A 19,045-nucleotide genomic window follows, 5' to 3' on the forward strand; every position below is an offset into this window, starting at 1 on the left:
CCATGGGTCACGAACAGACCACCGTCCCGTTCACCGTGCCGTCCTTCGCGGACGACGTGTCCGACGCGGTGGTGAAGGTGCTGGACTCCGGGTGGGTGACCACCGGGCCGCAGACCGCGTCGTTCGAGCAGGACTTCGCCGACTACCTCGGCGCCGCGCACGTGGTCGCGGTCGCGTCCTGCACGACGGCACTGGAGCTGTGCCTGCGCGCGATGGACCTGCCGCCGGGTTCCGCGGTGCTGACGCCGAGCCTGACCTTCTGCGGCGCGATCAACGCGATCCTGCACGCGGGCCACCGCCCGGTGCTGGTGGACATCGACGAGGACACGCTGGTGCCGAGCCCGGCCACGGTCGCCGCCGCGGCGGAACGCGCCGGGCGCCCCGCCGCGATGGTCGTCCAGAACCAGGGCGGCTACCCGGTGGACGTGCCGGCGCTGACGGAGGCGGCGGGACTCGACTGGACCCGGGTGATCGAGGACGTGGCGCACGGCCCCGGCGCCGGACGGGACGGCGCGCACGCCGGGTCGTCCTCGTACGCGGCGTGCTTCAGCTTCTACGCGACCAAGAACCTGCCGATCGGCGAGGGCGGCGCGGTCGCCACCAGCGACCAGGACTTCGCCGACCGGATCCGCGCCACCCGCCTGCACGGCATGAGCAAGGACTCCTGGCGCCGCTACCTGCCCGGCGGAAGCTGGCGGTACGACGTCAGGAACGTCGGCCTCAAGGCCAACATGACCGATATCCAGGCGGCCATCGGACGCGCCCAGCTCACCATGCTCCCGCGGTGGCAGCGGCGGCGGGCCGAACTGGTCGCCCGGTACGACGAGGCGCTGGCGGGGCTGCCCGGCCTGGTGCTGCCGCAGCGGAACCTGGACGGCGTCCGGCACGCCTGGCACCTGTACCAGATCCGGGTGCCGGAGCGGGACGCGCTGATAGCCGAGCTGGAGGCCGCGGGCGTGGCCACGTCGGTGCACTTCATCCCGGCCAACCAGATGACGGCCTACCGGTCGGTCCTCGGCGAGGAGGAGTGCGGGTCGGTGCCGGTCACCGACCGGGTCGGTGAGGAGCTGCTGTCGCTGCCGCTGTATCCGGGCCTGTCCGCCGACGGCCAGGACCGCGTGATCACCGCCCTGACCGAGGCGCTGCGGACGCGGGGATGACCGTGCGCTGGCTCACCCGTCCCCGCGCGCGGCGTCCCGTCCCCCCGTCCGAACGTGAGGCGCCCGGCAGCGGCCCGCTGGAGCTGCTCATGGGACGGGACGAGGTGGCGGTGGCCGGCGCGCGGGTGCGGATGCTCGTGGCGGGGCGCCGGGTGCTGGTCACCGGCGCCTGCGGGACGGTGGGCTCGGCGCTGTGCCGGCGGCTCGCGCGGCTCGGCCCGGCCGCGCTGTTCCTGATGGACCGGGACGCGGCGGGCCTGCGCGCCCTCGCGGACGAGCTGGGCGCCGGTACCGGCGAGGGCGCCGGTGTCGAGGAGGGGGTCGTGGCGGCCGAGGCCGATGTCCGCGACCGCGGCCGGATCGGCGAGATCGTCGCCGCCGCCCGTCCCGACCTGGTGTTCCACACCGCGGGGCGGAACAAGCTGTGCCAGGTCGAGGACGACCCGTGCCAGGGCGTGGCCGCCAACGTGTTCGGCACCCGGCACATGGTGGACGCGGCGGTGCGGCACGGCGTGGAACGGCTCGTGCTGGTCTCGTCCGACAAGGCCGCCGACCCGACCTCGGTGTTCGGGGCGACGATGCGGCTGGGCGAGCTGCTGCTGCAGACGGCCACGCCGGGACCGACCCGGTTCGCGGCGGTGCGCGTCGGCAACGTGATCGGCGAGCCGGGCTCGCTGCTGTCCTCGCTGGCCAGCCGGATCGCCTCGGGCGAGGCGGTGACCCTCACCCACCCGCAGGTGACGCGGCACTTCATGACCGTGGCCGAGGCGGCGGGGCTGCTGCTGGAGGCGGCGGCGCTGACCGAGGAGGCCGAGACGTTCGTGCTGGACATGGGCAACCCGGTGCCGGTGATCGAGCTGGTGCAGCGGTACGCGGCGCAGCTACGGCTGCCGGAGGTGACGATCCGGTTCTGCGGCCTGGGGCCCGGCGAGAAGCTGGCCGAGAAGGCGTTCGCCGACTCCGAGCGGCGGATCCGCACGGCCCACCCCAAGGTCTGGGGCACCCGCCCGGCGCCGCCGCCCGCCGGGCTGCCGCTCCTGCTGGACGCCCTGGAGCGGGCCGCGGCGCGCGGCGACGAGGACGAGGTACGGCTGGTGCTGCGCCGGCTGCTGCCCGAGTACCGGCCGCCGCGCCGGTCCCGGCCGCCCGGAGAGCCGGCGCCCGCCCGCTCGGTGACGCTGTGAGGTGCACGTGAGGACAAGCCGCAAGCTCAGGGTGGCCACCGTGATCACCCGTTTCAACGGCGGCGCCGGCCAGGTGGCGCTCAACGGGGCGCTGGCCCTCGACCCGTCCTGCTACGAGCGGGCCGTGATCACCGGCGGGGTCGGGATCGACAGCAAGGCCGCGTCCACCGGCGTGGAGGTGCGGTACGGGGAGGACGCGGTCGCCAACGCCGCCGCCGGGGACCTCACCCCGCGCGCCCACCGCGCCGGGATGGAGATCGTGCAGGTCGGGCCGCTGGTGCCGCAGATCTCGCCGCGCGACGACCGGGCGGCGCTGCGCACGCTGACGCGGGTGCTGGCCGACGGCCGGTACGACGTCGTCCACACGCACAGCGCCAAGGGCGGGGTGATCGGGCGGATCGCGGCGGCGCGTGCGGGCGTGCCGCGGATCGTGCACACCTGGCACGGGTTCCCGTTCAACGAGTTCCAGTCGTGGCTGCGGCGCTACACCTATATAAGACTGGAGAAGGCAGCGGCCAAGCACACCGACGCGTTCCTGGCGATCGGGTCGGAGACGGTGACGACCGCGCTGCGCCTGGGACTGACCACGCCCGAACGCGTCCGGCTGTCGTGGCCCGCGGTGGACGTGGACGCCTACGCGGCGGCGCCGGGGTCCCGCGCGCAGGCCCGGCGGCGGCTCGACCTGCCGCTCGGGGTGAAGGTGGTCGGGTCGGTCGGGCGGCTGACGTTCCAGAAGGGCCCGGAGATCTTCGCGCGGGCGATCGCGCGGCTCCCGGACGACGTGTTCGGGCTGTGGGTCGGCGGCGGCCCCATGGCGGGCGAGCTGGAGAAGCTGACCGAAAGGCTGGGCATCCAGGACCGGATGCGGTGGCTGGGCCACCGCGACGACGTGGCCGACGTGATGCCGGCGTTCGACGTGATGGCGATGGCCAGCCGGTGGGAGGGCCTGCCGTGCGTGCTGGTCGAGGCCATCGGCGCGGGGATCCCGCTGGTCGCGACCGCCGTCCCGTCCAACCAGGACCTGGTGCTGGCGGGCGAGACCGGGCTGCTGGTCCGCCCGGAGGACCCGGAGGGGATGGCCGGCGCGATCACGCATCTGCTCGACGATCCGGCCGCCGCCTCCCGCATGGCCGAACGCGCCCGTGAACGGGTCGGCGACTGGTTCTCGCCCGAGTACCTGGGCGCCGTTCTGGACGAGACCTACCGGGGGAGTTCCCAGCGGCCATGACGGTGACCACGGTCGAGCGGCCGGCTCCGAAGCCCGCGCCCGCGGATGAGCGAGAGCCCCGCGCGGAGCGGGGGCGGGGCCTCGTGGGCGCGGTCCTGGTGGTCGGCATCGCGTCGCTGCCGATGCTGATGCCGTTCGGGCTGCCGCCGGGTCCGGGCAACACCGGCCTGCCGGACGTGCTGCTGATCGTGGTGACGGTGACGGCGGTGCTGTGGGCCGCGACGCACCGGCACCCCATCAGGTGGCCGTTCCTGATCCCGACGCTGCTGACCATCATCGCCGGCGGCATCGCCGCGATCATTAACGACGCCGGTCAGCTCACGCTGGTCAAGGACCTGTTCGTGCTGCTGTGGGGCGTCAGCCTCGCCAACCTCGCACGCGACCCCCGGCTGCTGCGGCCGGCGATCCGCTCCTGGGTGCTGATCGGCACCTTGTACGCCCTGATCATGATCACGGGCTTTGTGATCGGCAACGACACGCTGTCCGGCAAGCAGGTGGACGGCGAGCGCGCCATGTTCACCTTCGGCGACGCCAACTACGCCTCCAACTGGTTCATCTGCGTGTTCTTCATCGCCCGCGCCGCGAACTATCCGGACACCGCGTGGCGGCGCTGGGGGGTGTGCGGGATCCTGCTGGTCGCCGAGCTGCTGACCGGCTCCAACGGCGGCGCTCTGGCGCTGGGCATCGCGATCGTGGCCGGGCACGTCTTCCGGCTCTTCCGCGAGGGCAGGGCGCACCGGGCGGTCGCGGTGATGTCGCTGGCCGCGCTCGCCGGCGGCGGCGGGATCGCGGTGGTCACCCTGGTCGACATCCAGCCGCTGCTGGACCGGGCCAGCGCCGCGTCCCCCATCCTGCGCGACTCGATCGGGCGGACGACCGGGGAGAGCACCGAGTCCCGCAGCACGGTGTTCGCCACCACGATCCGGATGATGGAGGAGCAGCCCCACCCCTGGGGCATCGGCCCCGGCCACACCGAGGCCGCGATGTTCGAGAACCAGGAGACCTACGTCCGCGAGGCGCACAACGACTACATCGCGGCGGTGCTGGAACGCGGCGTCCTCGGCGGGTTCGCGCTGATCGTGCTGGTGTTCGTGCTGCTGCTCAAGTGCGTGCGCATAGCGCGCCGGAACGCGCTCACCCCCACGTACGCGCGGGAGGTGCCGAGACCGGAGCTGTTCGGCGCGCTGGTACTGGTGTTCCTGGTGTCGGGCCTGTTCTACGAGACCCTCCACTACCGCCACGGCTGGGCGATGTTCGGCCTGATCGCGGCGCTGGATCTTTTCGGACGACCGGCGGAGGGCGGTCCCCGCGAAGGCGCGCCGGTGGGAGGCGGTTCCGTTGACTGAGACCCGTCCGCACACCGGGGAGGCCGTGCCGGACACGGTGCTGCCCACCGAGCACACCGCCGGCCCCGCGCGGACCATCACCGGGCGGATCGTCGGGCTGATGGCGGGCAACATGATGGGCCGGGTCGGCGCGCTGGCCTCGCTCGGGCTGGCGACGATCATGGTGGCGCGGATCGGCGGGCCCGCGCTGGTCGGGGCGTTCACGCTGGTGCGGATCCTGCCGGGGCTGGTCTGCCACCTGTCCAACGCCGGGCTGCCCGCCGCCGCGCCGTACTTCCTCGCGGGCAAGGACGGGGCGGGCAGGAACTACGACCAGTCGGTGGTGCGTCCCACGCTGGCGGCGCTCACGGTGGCGGGCGCGCTGGCGGGCGCGGCGGGCTGGCTCCTGTTCAGCCCGCTGATCCACCTGGCGTTCTTCCAGTCGTTCGGGATGTGGGTGGCGCTGGCCGCGACCATCCCGACGTTCACCCAGGGGTTCGTGTCGGTCGGCAAGGGCCTGCTGCAGGGCACCGACGACCTGCGCGGCGCCAGTCTGGCGATCGCCGTCGAGGAGTTCGTGTTCCTGCCCATCTACGGGGTGATCCTGATCGGCTGGTACGGGCCGGGAGCGCTGGTCACGGGGCTGGTGCTGGCCGACCTGGCGGCGGCGGCGTGGATCGTGACGCGGCTGGCGCGGCGCGGGTTCTTCCGCGGCTGGGGCCGTCCCGACCTGCGCCTCGGCCGCACCATCGCCGGGTACGGGCTGCGCGGCTACCTGGGCCAGCTCATCGACCTGCTCCAGCTCCGCTTCGACATGGCGCTGCTGGGCGCGCTCGCGGGCCCGAAGGTGCTGGGCGTCTACACCGTGGCCAGCAAGTTCGCCGAGCTCGTGCAACTTCCGGGGCTGGCGCTGAACTACGTGCTCTACCCCGACTTCGCCCGCGACGACCGCGCCGAGGCCACCCGCCGCACCCGCCGGATGATCCTGCCGGCGCTGGGCGTGTCGGCCGTGGCCGCGTTGCCGCTCGCGCTGATCGCCGGGACGGCGCTGCCCTGGGTGTTCGGTGACGTCTTCGACGACGCCGTGGTGCCGACCTACATCCGGCTCGCGGGCGTGGTCACCTTCGGCGTCACCGGGCTGATCATGGCCTATCTGTACGGGGTGGGCCGTCCCGGCGCCGCCTCGGCCGGGCAGGCGATCGGGCTGGTCGTGGTGGTGCTGGCCGGGGTGTGGCTGATCCCGCTGTACGAGGCGGAGGGCGCCGCGATCGCCACCGCGGTGTCGTTCGTCGCCACCACGCTCGCGCTGCTGGCGTGGTTCCGGGTCCTGAGCAAGAGGGGGTGACGGCGATGACCGAGAGCGATCTTCCACGCCGTCCGGTCGAGGTGTCCGACGGCATCGCCCCGTCCGCCGCGCGCCGCGCGCTGGACATCGTGGGCGCGCTGGCCGGGCTGGTGCTGCTGAGCTTCCCGCTGCTGATGATCTACCTGCTGGTGCGGGCGTCCAGCCCGGGGCCGGGGATCTTCCGGCAGACCAGGGTGGGGCAGGGCGGGCGCCCGTTCGTCATGTACAAGTTCCGCACGATGCGGCAGGGCGTCGGCGGCCTGACCGTCACCGCCAACTGCGACCCGCGGCTCACCCGCATCGGCAAGCTGCTGCGCGCCTGGTCGCTGGACGAGCTGCCGCAGCTCGTGAACGTGCTGCGCGGGCAGATGACGCTGGTCGGGCCGCGTCCGGAGACCTACGACCTGGCCGAGCACTACGATCCGGCCAGCCGCTGGATCTTCGACCATCGGCCGGGGCTCACCGGCTACTCCGAGGTCCGGCTCCGCGACTTCGACGTGCTGCCGCCCGGCCAGGAGGTCGATCTCGTCGGCTACATCGAGAAGATCGTGCCCGCCCGGGTCGCGCTGGACGCGGTGTACCTGCGCGACCCCACGATGCGGGCGACGCTCCGCGCGCTGTTCGACACGGTCCGGCACATCCTCGGCTTCCAGGTCAGATGAGGGGGCGCGGAAGAGCCGGGCTCGTGATCGTCGCCGCGGTGACGCTGGCGGGCCTGATCGCCTTCGCGGTACGGCAGGTGGCCTCCGACGGGTACGAGCCGTACCGGGGGCCGCTGGCGACACCGGGCGCGACGTCCGGCGAGCGCCCGCCGACCCTCAACATCGCGCTGAACACCCAGCCGTCCGACTATCCGCGGCTGCGCGCGCTCGGCTACGACCTGGTGGACGTCAAGACGGACCCCGCGTCGGTCGCGGGCGTCCCGGACGGCATGCGGGCGCTGCTGTGGGTCGGCAACTTCACGTGCGACGAGTTCGAGCTGCCGTTCGGGGAGTTCGCCGCGGCGGTGCGGCGGCTCGCCAAGCATCCCAAGGTGTTCGGCTGGTACCTGTCGGACGAGCCCAACCCGCGCGAGTGCCCGCGCGTCTCCTGGGAGATCAGAAGGCGCGCCGACCTGATCGAGCGGGAGGCGCCCGGCCAGGTCTCGTTCATCTCCCTCACCGACTGGCCGATGGCGCCGCTCACTCCGGAGCGGGTGAACGTCGACCTCGTCGGGCTCGACCCGTACCCGTGCAAGGGCTCGTCGCGCACCAGGTCGCGCTGCGACATCAACGCCATCGACCGCATGGTGCGGATGGCCGACAAGGCCGGCATCCCCCGCAGCGTGGTGGTGCCGGTGTACCAGACGTTCGGGCAGTCCTGCTCGGAAGGCGACAAGCAGTACTGGCTCCCCACCGAGGACCAGCTACGGCAGATCCTGCGGCGCTGGGACCGGCTCGTCCCCGACCCGCCGATGGACATCGCCTACTCGTGGGGCCACCAGTCCGAATGGGCGTGCCCCACCCTCGCCGACGCGGACGGCGGCGAGCACCCCGATCTCCAGTCGATCATGCGCGAGCGCAACACCCGGAGCTAGGGGTCACGGCTAGGGGTTCTCGGCGATCGCGGGCTCGTCGGGCATGTGCAGCTCCAGCGAGCCGAGCCGGAGGGCGAAGACCTCCAGCATGACGACGACCAGCACCAGCACCACGGCCAGCAGGCCCGCCTGTTTCCAGTTCCGCACGTGTCGGCCCCTTAGCCCCCTTCGACCCCCTTGACCCGCAATGAAGGTAACACGCATGATCGACTGCCCCGGCCGAGAAGGCCGGGGCGTTCAGGAATCTCTGCGGTTCGGGACGGTTCGGGACGGTTCGGGAGACGGTTCAGGAGACCCTGCGGCTGCCCAGGTCGACGCAGCGCGCGTTGACGCACTTGCCGGTCGACAGGTCGAAGGCGAAGTTGTGCGCGAGGCAGTGCAACTGACCCTCGGCCACGACCGCGCCGACCGACAGGTCCTCGCCCGCGTGCGGGCAGTACCGCGGGATGTCATAGGTGTGGCCGTCGGCCTCGACGAGGATGCGCTCGGTCTCGTCCCGCCCCGTCTCGTACGCCTCCACCGCCTGCAACGCGGGGGCGTTGGCGTGCTTGAGCAGGCCGACCAGGTAGTCGTTGTAGACGTCGGGGTCGCGGTAGAGGCTGAGCCGGAAGGAGATGAGCAGGTCCTCCCAGGCGATCCGGCCGCTCAGCACGCCCTCCAGCCAGCGTCCCGCGGTGGTGATCCGGTAGTGCGGCCGCGTACCCGGCCCGGCCTCGCCCACCTTGACGCCCTCGGGCGACAGGTCCACGTCCCAGACCCCGCCGTTCGGCCCGGTGACCTCGAACCGGACGGTCATGTCGATCTGGGTGAGGAAGTAGTCGCTGAGCCCGCCCAGGTATTCGAAGTGGGCGACGAAGCGGTCGAACAGCCCCGCGTCCGGGTCGGGGTACTCCGCGAGCACGCCCTCGATCGCGGCCGCCCGGTCCGCGGCGTACTCCCGCAGGTAGCCGTCGCGGACGTGGTCGGCGAAGTCGAACCGCGCCGACACCGGGTCGCGGGTGATCCCGCCGCCGTCCAGGTCGAGGACGTCGCCGGGCTTGAACAGCTCCCATCGCTGGGCGGGCAGGTGCTCGCGCAGCCAGGTGACGGACACGTCCGGGTCGCAGAACGCGCCGGTCTCCTGGTGCAGCACCCAGTTGAGATGGTCCACCTCGCGGTCCAGGAAGCAGGGCGGGCCGGCGAACGGGACGGCGAGCTCGGGCGCGGTCTGGCGCACCAGCCGCTGGGCCGCGCGCAGTTTGGCGATGCGCTTGGCCATGGACACCCGGGCCATCTCCTCGGGCGGGTACTCGTAGCAGATCGGATGCCAGGACGCGCCGGAGGTCTGCAACGCCATCAGGTCCAGGCGGCCACCGGCCAGATGCTTGGCCCTGCGGGCCTGCGCGGCGGTGAGCCTGGCGTCGTTGCAGTGCAGGATCGCGCGCCCGTCCGCCACGATCAGAAAAGCGGCGTCATGGCACATCGGCGACAGCTCGGGAATGACCGTGATCCAGGAGCCGCGATTGTCGAGTGAAAATTTCTCCCAGGGGGAGATCTCGATTACCTGGCGGCCACCGGCGGCCGCCAGCATCCGTTCCCGGAACGCCGGCCCCGGATACCGTGGAATGAGGATCCTCGTCTGAGCGGAAAGCCGCGCGATGAACCATGGGTCGAAATGATCAAGATGCTCGTGCGAGACGGCGGCCCAGTCGGCATCCACCAGCCCGCCGAGGTCCAGGTGATCATTGCGCGGGTACTGGTGCCAGGCACCGAGGAACGCGCCCGTCGGAGCGAGCCAGGGATCGGCGAGCAGGTGGAACGCGTGCGCGCGCACCGACACGCCCGCGTGCCCGAGAAAAGTGACCGTCGGCATGCCATGAGGGTGCCTTCCCGCGCCCGCCGTGGCACCCGGCGGAATGCGCAATGCGGCTACGCCGTAGGCATGAAAGAAATGCGGCGCCCAGAAGGACCAATGGAGGGCCAATGCCTCCTGAGACGTACCGCGGAACGGCCGGGTTTACGATCCCGTAATGGCATGACCGCTTCTGGCCAGTAAGAGGGATGTTGTGGCCAATTATCTAGACACGGGCCCATCCACGGGCGACCGTCGTAACGGTGCTGGGGTCAATGGACGGGGGTCCTCATGAATAGCCTTTGGCGGCGCCGGCTGAGGCATGACATCCGGCATGAACTCGGTACGATCATCATGCTCGCGTCCGCGGTGGCGGTCGCCGACGACATCGGCGCGGACAGCCGCCGGCGCGTCGAGCAGCTTCTGGGCGAGACCCGGTGGCTCGACCACCTGCTGCGCCGGCTGGACGAAGAGGGCGACGACGGCGACACCCGCGAGCCGCTGCCACCCCCCGAGCGGATCCGCGTGGACGAGCTGGCCGCCGAGGTCGTCACCGGGATGCGCCTGGCCACCACCCACGAGGTCGGGTTCGCGGGCGAGGAGGCGTGGGCCCACATGGACCCGGTGGCGCTGTGGCGCGCGCTCCGCAACGTCCTCGACAACGCCTGCCGCGTCGCGGCCGGACGGGTGGACGTCCAGGTCTGCGCCGGCCGCGGCTGGGTGACCGTCCAGGTCGACGACGACGGACCGGGATTCGGCCAGGGCACCGCCGGGCTCGCCTCGCTCGGGCTGGGCATCGTGCACGACCTGATCTCCGAGTACGGGGGCGGGCTTGAGATCCGCACCTGCGAGCTGGGCGGGGCGCGGGTGCGGATGCTGCTGCCGGCGGCGCCGCCCGCGGCCATGGCCGCCGCCGAGACCGTGGGAGCCGACGACTGGCGGCCGCATCCATGAGAATCCTGATCTGCGACGACCACGCCATGTTCGCCGACTCGCTGTCGCTGGTGCTGGCCGACGCCGGCCACACCGTGACCGGGGTGGTGTACTCGCCGCGGGAGGCGCTGCCCGTGCTGCGCGAGCCGGGGGCCGACGTGTGCCTGATCGACCTGCGGTTCCCGTCCGGGACGGCGCTGGAGTGGATGCCGCGGCTGCGCGCCGCGGCGCCCGCGACCCGGTTCGTGGTGCTGACCGGGTTCCTGGAGGACACGGTGCTGGAGGACGGCCTGGCGGCGGGCGTCCACGGCTTCGCGCACAAGGGCCAGCAGGCCGGCGACATCCTGGACGTGCTGCGGCGGGTGGACGCGGGCGAGGTGGTCGTCGACCGCGCCCTGAACCGCCGTGCCGCGCCGGACCGGCACGACCGGCAGGACGGGCCGGACGGGCGGGCGCGGCACGCGGCCCGGTACCTGACCCCCAGGGAACGGGAGGTGCTGACGCGGCTGGCCCGCGGCGAGTCCACCCAGGCGCTGGCCAAGGCGATGGGCGTGACCCGCAGCACCGCCCGCAGCCATGTGCAGAGCGTGCTGAGCAAGCTCGGCGTCCACTCGCAGCGGGAGGCCGTCATCGAGGCCGCGCGGCACGGCCTGGTCAGCGTCGAGACCGGGGAGTGGCTCGCGGGCTGACCCGTACCTCCCCGGGAGTACGGCCGATCACTCCCCTCGGCCGACGCCGGACCGCCCGCCGGTGCCTTACCGTGCAGAAATGACCAGTTCCCCGAGCGGCGCGGACGACCGGCCGGGCGTCCAGGGGCGGCTGCACCTGCCGCTCCCGAGCATGTGGCCGGTGTGGATCGTGCCCGCCGTCCTCGCCTTCTTCCAGGTGATGGGCACGCTCGGGGCGCAGAGAGGAGACACCCAGGGACCGCCGTGGGTCCGGCAGAACCTCTCCGGTGAGGACGTGGCGCCCCACATCCAGCCGCTGGACGGGCTCGGTCTCGCGCTGCTGTTGGCCGGGCCCGCGCTGCTGCTGCTGCGCCGCCGTCACCCGGCGGTCACGCTGGCGGGCGTCGGGACCGTGACCGTCCTGTTCATGCTGCGCGCGTACGCCTGGGGGCCGGGCCTCCTCTCCCTCGCCGTCGCGATCGTCGCCCCGGTGGTGGCGGGGCAGCGGCTGTTCGCCTGGGCCGGGACGTTCGCGGTGATGGGCGGCTACTTCGCCGTCTCGGCCGTCATCGGCGTGCCGTTCGAGCAGCGCGGCCGGGCCGACCAGTTCTTCCCGGTGGAGGAGCCCAGCCTGGCCGGGCTCAGCTTCGCCGTCGCCTGGGCCGTCGTGCCGCTGATCAGCGGGGAGCTGATCCGGATGCGCGCCCAGCGCGCCGCCGCGTCCGCCCGCACCCGGGCCGAGGCGGAACGCCGGCAGGCCAGCGAGGAACGGCTGCGGATGGCCAGGGAACTGCACGACGTGCTCGCCCACAACATCTCCATGATCAACGTGCAGGCCGGGGTGGCACTGCATCTGATCGACCAGGACCCGCACCAGGCGAGGACCGCGCTGGCGGCGATCAAGGAGGCCAGCAAGGAGGCGCTGACCGAGATGCGCTCGGTGATCGGGGTGCTGCGCTCGCAGGGCGAGAGCGCGCCACGGGCGCCCACCGCCGGGCTGGACCGCCTGGACGAGCTGCTGGGCCGCGCCAGGTCGGCCGGGCTCACGGTGGACGCCGAGATCACCGGCGAGCGCCGGCCGCTGCCGGCCGGCACCGACCTGGCCGCGTTCCGGATCGTCCAGGAGTCCCTGACCAACGTGTCGCGGCACGCCGGGCCCGGCCCGGTGACGGCCCGGGTCCGGATCGCCTACGGTGATCGTGAGATCTCCGTGCGGGTCGACGACGACGGGCGGGGGGTGTCCCTGCTGGACGACCATCCCGGAGGCAGCGGGATCAACGGCATGCGGGAGCGGGCGGCGGCGCTGGGCGGCACGTTCTCCGCGGGCCCGCGTCCCGAGGGCGGGTTCGGCGTGCGGGCGACGCTCCCCATCGACGAAGAGAGGCCCGGATGATCAGGGTGGTGCTGGCCGACGACCAGGTCCTGGTGCGCGCCGGGTTCCGCGCCCTGCTGGACGCCCAGGACGACATCGAGGTGGTGGGCGAGGCCGGTGACGGCGAGGAGGCGGTGGCGCAGGCCAGACGGCTGCGCCCGGACGTGATCCTGATGGACATCCGGATGCCGGGGCTCGACGGCCTGGAGGCCACCCGGCGGATCGCCTCCGACGAACGGCTCGACGGCGTCCGGATCGTCATCCTCACCACCTTCGAGCTGGACGAGTACGTGTTCGAGGCGCTGCGCGGCGGGGCCGGCGGGTTCCTGGTGAAGGACACCGAGCCGGTCGAGCTGATCCGCGCGGTGCGGGCCGTGGCGGCGGGGGACGCGCTGCTGTCGCCCAGCGTGACCCGCCGCCTGATCGCCGAGTTCGCCACCCGCGCCAAGGAGCCCTCGCCCTCGCCACGGCTGAACGCGCTCACCGAGCGGGAGCGCGAGGTGATGACGCTGGTCGGCGAGGGCCTGACCAACGAGGAGATCGCCGCCAGGCTGGTGGTCAGTCCCGCCACCGCCAAGACCCATGTGAGCCGCACCATGGTCAAGCTCGGCGCCCGCGACCGCGCGCAGCTCGTGGTGTTCGCCTACGAGTCCGGCCTGGTCAAACCGGGCTGGCTGGCCTGAGGGACGCGGCCTGCGAGCCCGCTCGGGCCGCGATCCCCTGTCGCGGCGCCCGGTGGCGTGACAGGGTGGGAAGACGGAGGTCGACACCCGACGCGGAGGAGCCGGTGCCGCACGCCACGAAGATCCTGGCCGTGGACGACCGCGAGGAGAACCTGGTCGCCCTCGCGGCCGTGCTGGACGCGCTGCCGGTCGAGCTCGTCGGCGTCACCTCGGGCCGGGAGGCGCTGCGGGAACTGATCAACGACGAGTTCGCGCTCATCCTGCTGGACGTGGTGATGCCCGAGATGGACGGCTTCGAGACCGCGGGGCACATCAAGAGCCGTCCCCGCACCCGGGACATCCCCATCATCTTCCTGACCGCCGCCGGGGAGGCGGGCGAGCAGGCGTACCAGGGGTACGCGGCGGGCGCGGTGGACTACCTCACCAAGCCGTTCGACCCGTGGCTGCTGCGGGTCAAGGTGTCGATCTACGTCGATCTGCACCGCCGTACCGTCGAGTTGCGGCGCCAGGCCGCGCTGCTGCGGGAGGCGCTGGACGGCGGGGGCGGCCCCGGTTGCGACCGGATCCTCAAGGCGCTGGACGAGCGGATGGCGCTGGTGGAGGGCGATGTCGCGCGGCTGCGCGGCGAGGGCGCCGACGGCACGGACGAGACCGCGGCCGACCCGCTGGACGCGCTCGAAGGCCATGTCGCCGACCTGCGGCTCGCCCTGGACGCCCTGTCCGCCGGAACCTGACCCGCGGCCGGCCGGGTCAGGCGCCTTGCAGCCGCATCCGCAGGATGAACGCCCCGGCCAGGACGGCGGCCACCACCAGGATCACCGCGACCGTGACGATGAGAACGGTCTTGCGGCGCTCCCGGTCCTGCGTGCCGAAACGCTGGATCCCCGGGGGCGGTGGCTGCTGCCACTGGTGGGGGTGCGCCGGCTGCTGCCAGGGCGGCGGGGTCTGCGGGCCGGGCGTCCACTCGGTCTCCAGCAACGTCCGCTCAAGCGCCGGCTGCTGAGCGGGTGATTGCTGAGCGGGCGGCTGCTGAGAGGGTGGTCGCGGCTGGGCGGGCGGCTGCTGCCGGTCGGCGCCCGGTCGCCGGTCCACGTTGAAGACGGCGCTGTAGCGCCCGTACTGGCCGGACCCCGAGTCCTCCCTGGTGATGCCGTCGACCTCGGTCTCGTCCAGCACGGTGGCGGACGGCTCGTCCACCACGGTCTGGTCGTAGTAGCCGCCGGACGGCTCGTCGAGGATGGTGTCCTCGGCGGATGGCACCGGCTGCTGGCGGGGGATCGGCTTGGGCATCGTCGCCACGTGCGTCAGCATCGGCTGGGCCTGCGCGGCGGTGATCCGCCGTGCGGGCTCGCGCGCCAGCAGTCCCTCCAGCACCGACGCCAGCGGGCCCGCGTTGCGCGCCGGTGGGACGGGCTCGGTCAGCGCCGCCTGGAGCGAGGCCATGGCGTCGGGCCGGTCGTAGGGGGAACGGCCCTCCAGCGCCGCGTACAGCGTGGCGCCCAGCGACCACAGGTCTGAGGCGGGCACCGCGCGCTCCCCCATGGCGCGTTCGGGCGGGATGTACGCGGGCGACCCCATGACCAGGCCGGTCTGCGTAAGGGTGGCATCCCCCTCCACTTGGGCGATGCCGAAGTCGGTGAGCACCACCCGGCCCGTGTCCGTGATGAGCACGTTGCTGGGCTTGACGTCGCGGTGCAGGATCCCCTTCTCGTGCGCGTGCCGCAGCGCGGCGAGCATCTGAAGCCCGATCTCGGCGACCCGCTGGTGCTCCAGCGGCCCCTCCTCCAGCAGATCCTGCAGCGAGCGGGCCTTGACCAGCTCCATCACGATCCAGGGGCGGCCGGTCTCCTCCACCACGTCGTGAACGGTCACCACGCCCGGATGGTTGAGCCGCGCCGACGCCCGCGCCTCCCGGAGCGTCCGCTCGTAGAGGATGTCGCGTTCCTGCCGGGTCAGCCCGGGGGGCAGCTCCACCTCCTTGACGGCGACCTCGCGATCCAGCATGACGTCATAGGCACGCCAGACGGTGCCCATGCCGCCACGGCCCACCACCGCGTCCAGCCGGTAGCGGTTGGCGAGCAGATGACCCTCTCCCATAGCTGAATGGTCCCCCGTCGCGTGCGGCCCTGCCTAGTGGAGCGCCCGCGCGCATGTTCATGGCCGGAACGAATCGATCACATTGTTCATGGTCGGCCGGTAGTCGTTCCACCGAGACTCCGGAACCGCCACGAAGACCGCGTAGGTGCGCCCCCCGGCGCGTACTCCGCGATCTATCCCATGCTTGCCGTTCCAGGTGAACTCGATGTCGGCGGCACTGTACACGGTCCCGCCGACGCGCACACCGGTGCCGACGAGGTCGATCCGCCGGTAGCCGGGAAGCACGTTCTTGGCGATCACCTGCCGTTCCCACTCCTGCCAGTGGTAGTACGGATCTCCGTCCCACGGGGTTCGATCGACCTGGATGTAGGCGCCGGTGGCGGGGTCGGTCCAGAAGGTGCTGGCGCCCTCCTCCCGCCGCGTCCAGCCTTCCGGAACGCCGATCGTGAAGCCCCCCGGTCCGGTCACATGGCGGAGCCCGGCGGGCAGGGACGGCGAGCCATCGGTCGGCGCGCCGCCGGTCGGCGTGCTCGCCGGGGTGGAGGCGGAGTCCGTCGGCTGGGCGGGGACGCCGGTCCGGGCTTGGGCCTGCGCAGGCCGAGTCTGCGTTCCTTGGGCGGCGTCGCCGCTCGTGCCCTGCTTCCCGTCCGGCCAGAACAGGACCGCGGCGGCGCCCACGATGACGAGCGCGGTCAGCGCGCCCGCCAGGATCGGCAGCAGGACGCCCTTCTTGCCGCCGGAGGGCGGAGGCGTGACCGGCGGACCGCTGAGGCCGGGCGGCCCAGGCGGGTCCGGAAGGGGCAAGGGCATGGACGCCGGTATGCCGAGCGTGCGGCGCTCGTCCCCCGACGCGATCGCGCCGAGCATCTCCTCCGCCTGCTCGGCCGTGAGCCGCCGCACGGGATCGCGCTCCAGCAACCCGTACAGGACGGGGGTCAGCCCGCCCGCGTTCCGGGGCGGGTCCGGGTCCTGCGTCATGATGGCGGCGAGCACGGCCATGGTGTCGCCGCGATGGTGCGGCGGCCTGCCCTCGCACGCCGCGTACAGTGTCGCGCCCAGCGCCCACAGGTCGGACGCGGGTATCGCGCCATCGCCCCGCACCCGCTCGGGCGACATGTACGCGGGCGAGCCGACGAGCAGTCCCGTCTTGGTGAGGGTGGCGTCACCGGCGACCTGCGCGATGCCGAAGTCGGTGAGGACCGCGCGGCCCTCGCCGGTGATGAGCACGTTCGCGGGCTTCACGTCGCGGTGCAGGATGCCGATCGCGTGCGCCGCCCGCAGCGCGGCCACGACCTGCCGTCCGATCTCCGCCGCACGCGCGGGCGGCAGCGGCCCGTCGGCGTTCACGATCTCCTGTAACGATCGGGCCCGGACCAGCTCCATGACGATCCACGGCCGGTCGTCCTCGTCCACGACGTCGTGGACGGTGACCACGCCGGGGTGGTTGAGCCGTGCCGACGCCCGCGCCTCGCGCAGCGTCCGCTTGTGCCGGTCCTCGCGTTCGGCGTCGCTGAGCTCGGGGCGCGGCAGCACCTCCTTGACGGCCACCTCGCGGTCGAGCATCTCGTCTCTGGCGCGCCAGACGATCCCCATGCCGCCCCGCCCGACCTGGGACAGCAGCCGGTAGCGTCCGGCGATCCGCCGCCCGTCGGGGTCGGGGACGGCGGAGCCGGGCTCAGTCATCCTTCGGCTCGAAGTGCTCGTAGATCGGGGCCATCTCGCTCAGCGTCCTGGACCAGTCCTTGTCGGGGGCGACCAGGACGATGGCGTAGCCGGTGTCCTTCATGACGAAGCCGCGGTTGAGCGCGTGCAGCCGGCCGGACCTGCCGTCGTAGGTCCACTCCCAGTCCGCGGCCTTCTCGCCGTCCTCGTCGTGGACCGGCTCGCCCTCGGCGACCGGCGCGATCTTGATCAGCCGGTAGCCGGGGAACCGGCCGCGCGCGGAGGGCTCGTAGCGGCGCCAGTCGCCGATGGCGCTGTCGCTGGGCTCGTCGGTCTGGTCGACCTGGATGTAGCCCTCGCCGTCCGGCGGCTCGAAGAACACGCTGGACGGGGACGAGCTGCGCTTGCTCGGGCCCTTCCAGTCGCTCGGGATCGCGATCGAGAAGCCGGTGGGATCCCTGTGCAGGCGGAAGCCGGCGGGTATGCCGTCGTTCCCGCGCTCCGCTCTCGACCGGGTCGAACTGGGCCGGGCCGACGTGGTGCCGCCCGGCGAGGCGGTGCCGGCGCGCGTCTGGGCGGGGCTGCCGTCATCGTCCCTGGTCAGCAGGATCAGGACGACGGACGCCAGGAGGATCAGCACGACCACGCCGATGACCAGCGCGTTGCGGTTGCCGGCCGGACCCGGCCCGCCGAGGCCGCGCGCCGGCTCCGTGGGCGGGCCCGGACGCCGGGCCAGCACGCTGGGAAGGCGGCCGCGCGACCGCGACGTGGGATCGGTGTCACCGGTGCGCTCGGGGTCGCCGAGCGGGACGGGCGGCGCCTCCGACCGCGTCGGTTCCGCGAGCGGGTACGCCTCGTCCTGGACGGTCGCGTCGGCGGGGCCCTGGAGCTGCGGCGGCACCTCGACCGCCAGCGTGCGCTGGCTGTCGATCGTCTGCTGCCTCACCAGGTCGTCGAGCAGCGCGCCGGCCTCGATGGCGTCCATCCGGCGGTCGGGGTCCTTGCGCAGCAGCCCGCGGATCACCGGGGCGAGCGGGCCGGCGTTCTCGGGCGGGTCGGGGTCCTCGGAGATGACGGCGACCAGCGCGGCCATCGGCTCGGATCGTTCGAAGGGGGACTTGCCGTGCGTCATCGCGTACAGCGTGACGCCCAGGGACCACAGGTCGGAGGCGGGCCCGGCGGTGCGGCCGCGTGCGCGTTCGGGGGCGATGTACGCGGGCGAGCCCATGACCAGCCCGGTCTGGGTGAGGGTGGCGTCGCCGGCCGCGATGGCGATGCCGAAGTCGGTGAGCACCGCGCGGTCGCCGCGGGTCAGCAGCACGTTGCTGGGCTTGACGTCGCGGTGCAGCACGCCGGCCTCGTGCGCGGCGTGCAGCGCGGCCAGCATCTGCCGGCCGATCTCGGCGGCCCGCCTGGGCTCCAGCGGGCCCTCCTGCTTGATGACCTGGTCGAGCGAGCGGGCATGGATCAGCTCCATGATGATCCAGGGCCGGTCGTCCTCCTCGACCACGTCGTACACGGTGACCACGCCGGGGTGGCCGAGGCGCGCGGCGGTGCGCGCCTCACGGAACGTGCGCTTGTGGTGGACGGCGCGTTCCTCATCGGTGAGACCATGCGGCAGGATGACCTCTTTCACCGCGACGTCTCGACCGAGGACCTCATCGTGTGCCTGCCAGACCGTGCCCATACCGCCGCGGCCGACCTGTCTCACCAGTCGGTAGCGGTGGGCGAGCAACCGCTCCCCGGTGGTCTCATTTGGCATATCCGCGACCATATCGACTTTTGCTGACAACCTTGGGACCGACGTCGACCGGGGACGCCCGCCATACGACATCATCCCCCTGCGGGCACGACCCCTACCCGTACGACGCCCACCGTGTCGCGGAGGTTCGCGTGCGAACGCCGCCGGAACGCAGAAGATCAGGAACGTGGAGGACGTGACACCCGGTACAGCGAGCAGGCCGCCCGCCCCCGGAGGCGG

17 protein-coding genes are annotated in these 19,045 nt (G+C 72.8%); 12 read left to right on the forward strand and 5 right to left on the reverse strand.

From position 1 onward, the window contains the following. Positions 1–2: 2 nt before the first annotated feature. Genes QSK21_RS28695 through QSK21_RS28725 form a run of 7 tightly spaced genes read left to right on the forward strand, consistent with a single transcriptional unit; the run spans position 3 to position 7,818 of the window. On the forward strand, positions 3–1,160 hold the full coding sequence (locus tag QSK21_RS28695; protein WP_285700455.1) for a DegT/DnrJ/EryC1/StrS family aminotransferase: 1,158 nt from the start codon (positions 3–5) through the stop codon (positions 1,158–1,160). After that, entirely contained in the window at positions 1,157–2,344 is a 1,188-nt protein-coding gene (locus tag QSK21_RS28700; protein WP_285700457.1) for an SDR family NAD(P)-dependent oxidoreductase, read from the forward strand. The genes QSK21_RS28695 and QSK21_RS28700 overlap by 4 nt, the downstream gene beginning before the upstream one ends. A 40-nt stretch (positions 2,345–2,384) precedes the next feature. Next, entirely contained in the window at positions 2,385–3,572 is a 1,188-nt protein-coding gene (locus QSK21_RS28705) for a glycosyltransferase (RefSeq protein ID WP_285700458.1), read from the forward strand. Continuing rightward, positions 3,569–4,918, forward strand: a complete 1,350-nt coding sequence (locus tag QSK21_RS28710) for an O-antigen ligase family protein (RefSeq protein ID WP_285700459.1) — start codon at positions 3,569–3,571, stop codon at positions 4,916–4,918. The genes QSK21_RS28705 and QSK21_RS28710 overlap by 4 nt, the downstream gene beginning before the upstream one ends. Continuing rightward, positions 4,911–6,242, forward strand: a complete 1,332-nt coding sequence (locus QSK21_RS28715; protein ID WP_285700460.1) for a lipopolysaccharide biosynthesis protein — start codon at positions 4,911–4,913, stop codon at positions 6,240–6,242. The genes QSK21_RS28710 and QSK21_RS28715 overlap by 8 nt, the downstream gene beginning before the upstream one ends. A 5-nt stretch (positions 6,243–6,247) precedes the next feature. Beyond that, positions 6,248–6,904, forward strand: a complete 657-nt coding sequence (locus QSK21_RS28720) for a sugar transferase (RefSeq protein WP_285700461.1) — start codon at positions 6,248–6,250, stop codon at positions 6,902–6,904. 23 nt (positions 6,905–6,927) lie between these two features. Further along, the gene (locus QSK21_RS28725) at positions 6,928–7,818 is read left to right on the forward strand and encodes a hypothetical protein (RefSeq protein WP_285700462.1); all 891 of its coding nucleotides are present in this window, start codon (positions 6,928–6,930) and stop codon (positions 7,816–7,818) included. A gap of 9 nt (positions 7,819–7,827) precedes the next feature. Here QSK21_RS28725 and QSK21_RS28730 read toward each other — a convergent pair whose 3' ends face one another. Together QSK21_RS28730 and QSK21_RS28735 are read right to left on the reverse strand one after the other, a co-directional pair. Next, complete coding sequence (locus QSK21_RS28730) at positions 7,828–7,965, reverse strand: hypothetical protein (protein WP_285700463.1); 138 nt, start codon at positions 7,963–7,965, stop codon at positions 7,828–7,830. A 139-nt stretch (positions 7,966–8,104) separates the two neighbouring features. Then, a complete protein-coding gene (locus QSK21_RS28735; RefSeq protein ID WP_285700465.1) occupies positions 8,105–9,670 on the reverse strand; it encodes a Rieske 2Fe-2S domain-containing protein in 1,566 nt (521 codons plus the stop codon). 333 nt (positions 9,671–10,003) lie between these two features. Here QSK21_RS28735 and QSK21_RS28740 point away from each other — a divergent pair, with 333 nt between their 5' ends. The 5 genes from QSK21_RS28740 to QSK21_RS28760 all read left to right on the forward strand — a co-directional run bounded on the left by QSK21_RS28740 (position 10,004) and on the right by QSK21_RS28760 (position 14,039). After that, the gene (locus tag QSK21_RS28740) at positions 10,004–10,603 is read left to right on the forward strand and encodes a sensor histidine kinase (RefSeq protein ID WP_285700466.1); all 600 of its coding nucleotides are present in this window, start codon (positions 10,004–10,006) and stop codon (positions 10,601–10,603) included. Beyond that, entirely contained in the window at positions 10,600–11,271 is a 672-nt protein-coding gene (locus tag QSK21_RS28745) for a response regulator (RefSeq protein ID WP_285700467.1), read from the forward strand. The genes QSK21_RS28740 and QSK21_RS28745 overlap by 4 nt, the downstream gene beginning before the upstream one ends. 79 nt (positions 11,272–11,350) lie before the next feature. Continuing rightward, the gene (locus QSK21_RS28750) at positions 11,351–12,643 is read left to right on the forward strand and encodes a sensor histidine kinase (protein ID WP_285700468.1); all 1,293 of its coding nucleotides are present in this window, start codon (positions 11,351–11,353) and stop codon (positions 12,641–12,643) included. Further along, the gene (locus QSK21_RS28755; protein ID WP_285700469.1) at positions 12,640–13,305 is read left to right on the forward strand and encodes a response regulator; all 666 of its coding nucleotides are present in this window, start codon (positions 12,640–12,642) and stop codon (positions 13,303–13,305) included. The genes QSK21_RS28750 and QSK21_RS28755 overlap by 4 nt, the downstream gene beginning before the upstream one ends. A gap of 104 nt (positions 13,306–13,409) precedes the next feature. After that, on the forward strand, positions 13,410–14,039 hold the full coding sequence (locus QSK21_RS28760; RefSeq protein ID WP_285700470.1) for a response regulator: 630 nt from the start codon (positions 13,410–13,412) through the stop codon (positions 14,037–14,039). 16 nt (positions 14,040–14,055) lie between these two features. Here the strand turns inward: QSK21_RS28760 and QSK21_RS28765 are convergent, their stop codons facing one another. Genes QSK21_RS28765 through QSK21_RS28775 form a run of 3 tightly spaced genes read right to left on the reverse strand, consistent with a single transcriptional unit; the run spans position 14,056 to position 18,826 of the window. Further along, positions 14,056–15,402 (reverse strand): serine/threonine-protein kinase, encoded by a 1,347-nt coding sequence (locus QSK21_RS28765; protein WP_285700471.1) that lies wholly within the window; start codon positions 15,400–15,402, stop codon positions 14,056–14,058. Between the two features lie 57 nt (positions 15,403–15,459). After that, the gene (locus tag QSK21_RS28770) at positions 15,460–17,085 is read right to left on the reverse strand and encodes a serine/threonine-protein kinase (RefSeq protein WP_285700472.1); all 1,626 of its coding nucleotides are present in this window, start codon (positions 17,083–17,085) and stop codon (positions 15,460–15,462) included. Beyond that, positions 17,078–18,826, reverse strand: a complete 1,749-nt coding sequence (locus QSK21_RS28775; protein WP_285700474.1) for a serine/threonine-protein kinase — start codon at positions 18,824–18,826, stop codon at positions 17,078–17,080. The genes QSK21_RS28770 and QSK21_RS28775 overlap by 8 nt, the downstream gene beginning before the upstream one ends. Positions 18,827–19,045 lie beyond the last annotated feature (219 nt).

This window comes from Actinomadura sp. NBRC 104412 (genome assembly GCF_030269515.1).
GTDB lineage: Bacteria > Actinomycetota > Actinomycetes > Streptosporangiales > Streptosporangiaceae > Spirillospora.